Origin of the sequence: Rothia sp. HMSC073B08, from assembly GCF_001812975.1 — a bacterium.
GTDB classification, from domain to species: domain Bacteria; phylum Actinomycetota; class Actinomycetes; order Actinomycetales; family Micrococcaceae; genus Rothia; species Rothia mucilaginosa.
In genome coordinates, this window is the sequence record NZ_KV811073.1 from 6,128 (window position 1) to 10,592 (window position 4,465).

4 protein-coding genes are annotated in these 4,465 nt (G+C 64.3%); 2 read left to right on the forward strand and 2 right to left on the reverse strand.

Annotated features, from left to right (window positions below):
- Positions 1–330: 330 nt before the first annotated feature.
- Both HMPREF2884_RS05250 and HMPREF2884_RS05255 read right to left on the reverse strand, forming a co-directional pair.
- Positions 331–1,416, reverse strand: a complete 1,086-nt coding sequence (locus HMPREF2884_RS05250) for a 4-hydroxy-3-methylbut-2-enyl diphosphate reductase (protein ID WP_049346949.1) — start codon at positions 1,414–1,416, stop codon at positions 331–333.
- A 27-nt stretch (positions 1,417–1,443) separates the two neighbouring features.
- On the reverse strand, positions 1,444–2,652 hold the full coding sequence (locus HMPREF2884_RS05255; protein ID WP_070616160.1) for a dehydrogenase: 1,209 nt from the start codon (positions 2,650–2,652) through the stop codon (positions 1,444–1,446).
- Positions 2,653–2,807: 155 nt separating this feature from the next.
- On the opposite strand from HMPREF2884_RS05255, the gene xseA reads away from it, so the two are divergent.
- Both xseA and HMPREF2884_RS05265 read left to right on the forward strand, forming a co-directional pair.
- A complete protein-coding gene (xseA, locus tag HMPREF2884_RS05260) occupies positions 2,808–4,109 on the forward strand; it encodes an exodeoxyribonuclease VII large subunit (RefSeq protein WP_070616162.1) in 1,302 nt (433 codons plus the stop codon).
- 53 nt (positions 4,110–4,162) lie between these two features.
- A complete protein-coding gene (locus tag HMPREF2884_RS05265; RefSeq protein WP_049354175.1) occupies positions 4,163–4,420 on the forward strand; it encodes an exodeoxyribonuclease VII small subunit in 258 nt (85 codons plus the stop codon).
- Positions 4,421–4,465 lie beyond the last annotated feature (45 nt).

Genomic DNA, 4,465 nt, shown 5'->3' on the forward strand with positions numbered 1-4,465 from the left:
GGGCGCCGCAGAGGGGGCACTCCCCCGCGAGCGGAAACCGGCGCATGCCGCTGCTGCCCCAAACCGTGCATCCTCAGGCACGAAAAACCCCGCGTAGCGAGACCACGAAGCAGCAGAGGCGGTCACGCGAAGCGGGGGCTCCGTCCTCAAGGCGCCCCGGCGCCGCAGAGGGGGCACTCCCCCGCGTAGCGAGACCGTAAAGCTGCGGAGGTAGCCGGTTACGCGAAGCTGCGCAAGCGTCCCTACCCGTGCATCCCGCACATCAGACGCAAAAACCCCGCATCTTCTCCCCACACGGGGAAGAGGACACGGGGTCGTAAGTATAAGAATTTAGCGAGTCGGCTTAGCGCCGCGGCCACCGAGCTGGCGGCCTACGTTCTCATCGTTCTTCAGGGCGGAACGCAGTTCCTTCGGCAGGGAGAAGAGAATGTCTTCCTTCGCGGTCTCCACCTCTTCGATGGTGTTGTAGCCGTACTCGGCGAGCAGGGCCAGTACCTCCTGAACCAGAACCTCGGGCACGGACGCGCCGGAGGTCAGGCCCACGGTCGCCACACCCTCGAACCAGGACTCGTCCACCTGGTGTGCGAAGTCCACACGCTCGGCACGCTTAGCGCCGTATTCGAGTGCCACTTCCTTCAGGCGCACGGAGTTCGAGGAGTTTGCCGAACCAACCACGATGACCAGGTCAGCGCGCGGAGCGATTTCCTTGATAGCGCCCTGGCGGTTGGAGGTTGCGTAGCAGATGTCGTCCGAGGGCGGATCCTGCAGGGACGGGAAACGCTCACGCAGACGCGCCACGGTTTCCAGGGTCTCATCCACAGACAGGGTGGTCTGAGAAATCCACACAACCTTCTCGGGGTCGCGGACCGTTACCTGATCCACTTCCTCGGGCGAGTTCACGATCTGGATGTGCTCGGGCGCCTCACCGGCGGTACCCTCGACCTCTTCGTGGCCGGTGTGACCGATGAGCAGGATGTCGTAGTCCTGCTTGGCGAAGCGCACAGCCTCGCGGTGCACCTTGTTCACCAGCGGGCAGGTCGCGTCAATGGTGTTCAGGGAGCGGTCGCCGGCTGCGGAAACCACCGCCGGGGATACGCCGTGCGCCGAGAACACGGTCACGGAACCTTCGGGAACTTCATCCACTTCATCAACGAAGATAGCGCCCTGCTTCTCCAGGGTCTCCACCACGTGGCGGTTGTGAACAATCTGCTTGCGCACGTAGACGGGCGCGCCGTAGTGCTCCAGCGCCTTCTCAACAGCAATCACGGCACGGTCAACGCCTGCGCAGTAACCGCGAGGGGTGGCGAGCAGGACTTTCTTCTCACCGGTGACGGGTGCGGCGGCTTCAACGTCGGCGCGGCTGCGGCGCTCGCGGGGTACGGGCGGCAGGCCCAGGGCAATAGTTTCAGTGGACATGGTTACTATCCTACGTTGTTCGGACTTTTAGTGTGTGATGACTGTGGCACCGCTCGCAGGGCTACGTCCCAGGGCGATGAGGCGAATCAGAATACCGAGCAGCAGGGCGAGGATTGCCAGGACCAGCCCGTAGCTTGCCGCCGCCTGCAAGTGCCCGGTCAGTGACGGTGCAAGCTGGTTCCATGCCCCGGTAATCAGTGCCGTTCCGGCGGTGCTGTGGCTGGTAATTCCCAGGGTTTCAGGGCTTTGGCCGCCAAACCAGGCTGCGGCGCCCCAGCCCAGCAGGGCGTAGAGCAGAGCCGTGACCACCGGTACCAGGATGCGGTGCCTGGGTGCCAGCAACGTAGCCAGTAGCAGGCTCATCACCGAGATGATGGTCAGCGGCACGGTGGATTTGCCCAGCGCGGCGGCGCGGTTAATGCCGGCGTGCAGGAACCACTCCTGCTGGTCCTGCTGGCTGTTGCCGTCCTTCACCCGGTCAATGTTGAGGGTTTCAGGGCCGAGCTTCGTCAGGTCCGGGTCGAAGGAGCCGATAGAGCCGACCTTCGCATCCAGCGCACGGTAGAAGGGGGTGAGCACAATGACGGCGGGGCCGTCCTGGTGTTCAAGGTTGTAACGGCGAGTTTCCTCGGCAACTTCCTTCCAGAGGCTTCGATATTCTTCAGTTTTTGACAGCTCAGCCGCGGAACGGTTGAGCAGGGAACGTATGCCGTCTTGTGTCGGCTTTACAAGAATGGAGTATAAGCCGCTTTGTTTGGTGCCGTCGAGGAAGGTTGTCATAGCTTCGGAGTTCATGAGGTCTTCGACTGCACCGTCCGCGATGCGTGAGGCGAGCTGCGAATCTTCCGCCAGGTTGGAGGAAATCTGCGAGAAACCGCGCTCTGACATGAGCTTGGAGTTCACCCAGGCACCCGTGGTTGCACCCAGACCGGTCACCAGGGCGAGGGCGCACAGCACAACGGTCAGGAACCTCCGCAAACCTGCCGCGAAGGGAGGCTCCGGGGCGGCCTGCAGTTCAGCTTTGGTGGGGGCTGCGGCGTGGCCGAGCGTGCGCGTGGGCTGTAGCAGGGTGGTGTCTTCATCCGCCGTATAGTAGCCGTCCGTGCGGGTAATCCGAGTATCGACGACTCGGGTCGCGTCCGCCGGGTAGTTTTGCGCGCCAGTACCCGCCGCTGACGAAGCCGCGGCGGTGTTGAGGGCGTTGTTCTGATGTGCTGACTGATCGGGTGAGCGCATGAGCCTAGGGTACCCGCTCACAGTGTTCAAAGCCGATTCGGACCCGCAGAATGCGCCAGAAGCTAAGTTCTGCCTGCACTGCGTGCAAGCTACCCGAGTCGCCAGGCTGACCTGTGCGCAGGCGCATAACCGACCAATCAGGGACAATAGAAGGTATGAACTTCTACAACCCCTCCGCAGCGCAGCCGGCACCCGCACTGGTGGTGCCGCCCGTGCACGAGCGGCAGCTTCCCGGGAAGTCTCAGGAAACCACCGCCACCAACCCCTGGCCCCTCGCCCTGCTCGCGCAGAACCTCAAAAACTATGTAGACAAGGTTCCCGAGCTCTGGGTGGAGGCGCAGGTCGCCTCCCTCAACGGCCGCGGCGGCAACGTCTTCATGGAGCTCAAAGACCTCAACGAAGACTTCTCCTTCACCCTCGCGCTCTTCGGGCGTGCCGGTAGCGGCCTGGCGGCTGATGTGACCGTAGGCGCTCGCATCGTCACCCGCGCCAAGCCGAGCCTGTGGAAGAACGGCAAGCTCTCCCTCATCGGCAAGGAAGTGTACGCGGTCGGCACCGGCAACCTGCACGAGCAGCTGCAGCGTCTGCGTGAGGCTCTCGCCGCCGAGGGGCTGTTCTCTGACGCGCGGAAGAAGCCGCTGCCCATGTTGCCCAACCGTGTGGGTCTGATTACCGGTCGCGATTCTGACGCTGAGAAGGACGTCATCCGTAACGCTTCCCTGCGCTGGCCCGGCGTGACTTTCGAGGTGCGCAACACCCGCGTTCAGGGTGAAGGTGCGGCGGCTGAGGTCATTGCCGCTCTCGCCGAGCTAGACGCTCACCCGGAGGTTGACGTCATCGTCATCGCCCGAGGCGGCGGCTCCTTCGAGGACCTGCTCCCCTTCTCTGAGGAGGCGCTCATCCGCGCCGTCGCGGCAGCCACCACCCCCGTGGTCTCGGCAATCGGTCACGAGGCTGACTCCCCCATCCTCGACGCGGTCGCTGACCTGCGCGCCTCCACCCCAACCGATGCGGGTAAGCGCATTGTGCCCGATATTTCGGAGGAAACCGCCCGCATCACCGAGGCGCGCGCCCGCCTGGACCGTGCGGTGCTCGGCTACGTGGGCATGCAGATGAACTACATTGCCCAGCTACGCAGCCGCCCGGTGCTCACCCACCCGGAGTCCTCCCTGCTCATGCGTGTGGAGGAGCTGAGCCAGCTGCGCGAGCGCGCCCACCGTTCGGTGAAGCACCGCTTGGAGCGTGAGTCGGCGACTCTGTCGCATACGTTAGCGCGGGTGCGTTCGCTCTCGCCTGCGCAGACGCTCAACCGCGGCTACTCTATCGTTCAGGATGCCGCGGGCGCTATTGTGCGTGACGCTTCGGCGCTGAGCGAGGGCGAGCAGATTACGGTGCGTGCGGCGACCGGTTCGGCGCAGGCAACCGTGACTTCTACGGATCCCTCAAACATCTCCTAAACCTCGATACCCCTAGTTTTTATCCCTAGTTTTTACCCCTGAAAGGTTCCTCAATGAGCGAGAACATTAGCTTCAACAGCGCCGAGTTGGGCGCACCCGTCGAAACCCTCGGCTACGAGCAGGCGCGTGCCGAGCTGGAGCAGGTCGTGCGCCAGCTGGAGTCCGGCGCCAGCGACCTGGAGACCTCCATCGCCCTGTGGGAGCGTGGCGAGGCGCTTGCCGCCCGCTGCGAGGCGTGGCTGCAGGGCGCGCAGGAGCGCCTGAACGCGGCACGCGGCGCACAGGCAGGTCAGGAGCCTGCAGCGAACTAGCACGCCTCTCTCTCTCCCCCCCCCCCCCCCCCCCCCCCCCCCCCC

Coding starts and splice junctions, on each gene's coding strand:
- xseA (WP_070616162.1), top strand. CDS start 2,808: ATGAACTTCTACAACCCCTCCGCAGCGCAGCCGGCACCCGCACTGGTG.
- HMPREF2884_RS05255 (WP_070616160.1), bottom strand. CDS start 2,652: ATGCGCTCACCCGATCAGTCAGCACATCAGAACAACGCCCTCAACACC.
- HMPREF2884_RS05265 (WP_049354175.1), top strand. CDS start 4,163: ATGAGCGAGAACATTAGCTTCAACAGCGCCGAGTTGGGCGCACCCGTC.
- HMPREF2884_RS05250 (WP_049346949.1), bottom strand. CDS start 1,416: ATGTCCACTGAAACTATTGCCCTGGGCCTGCCGCCCGTACCCCGCGAG.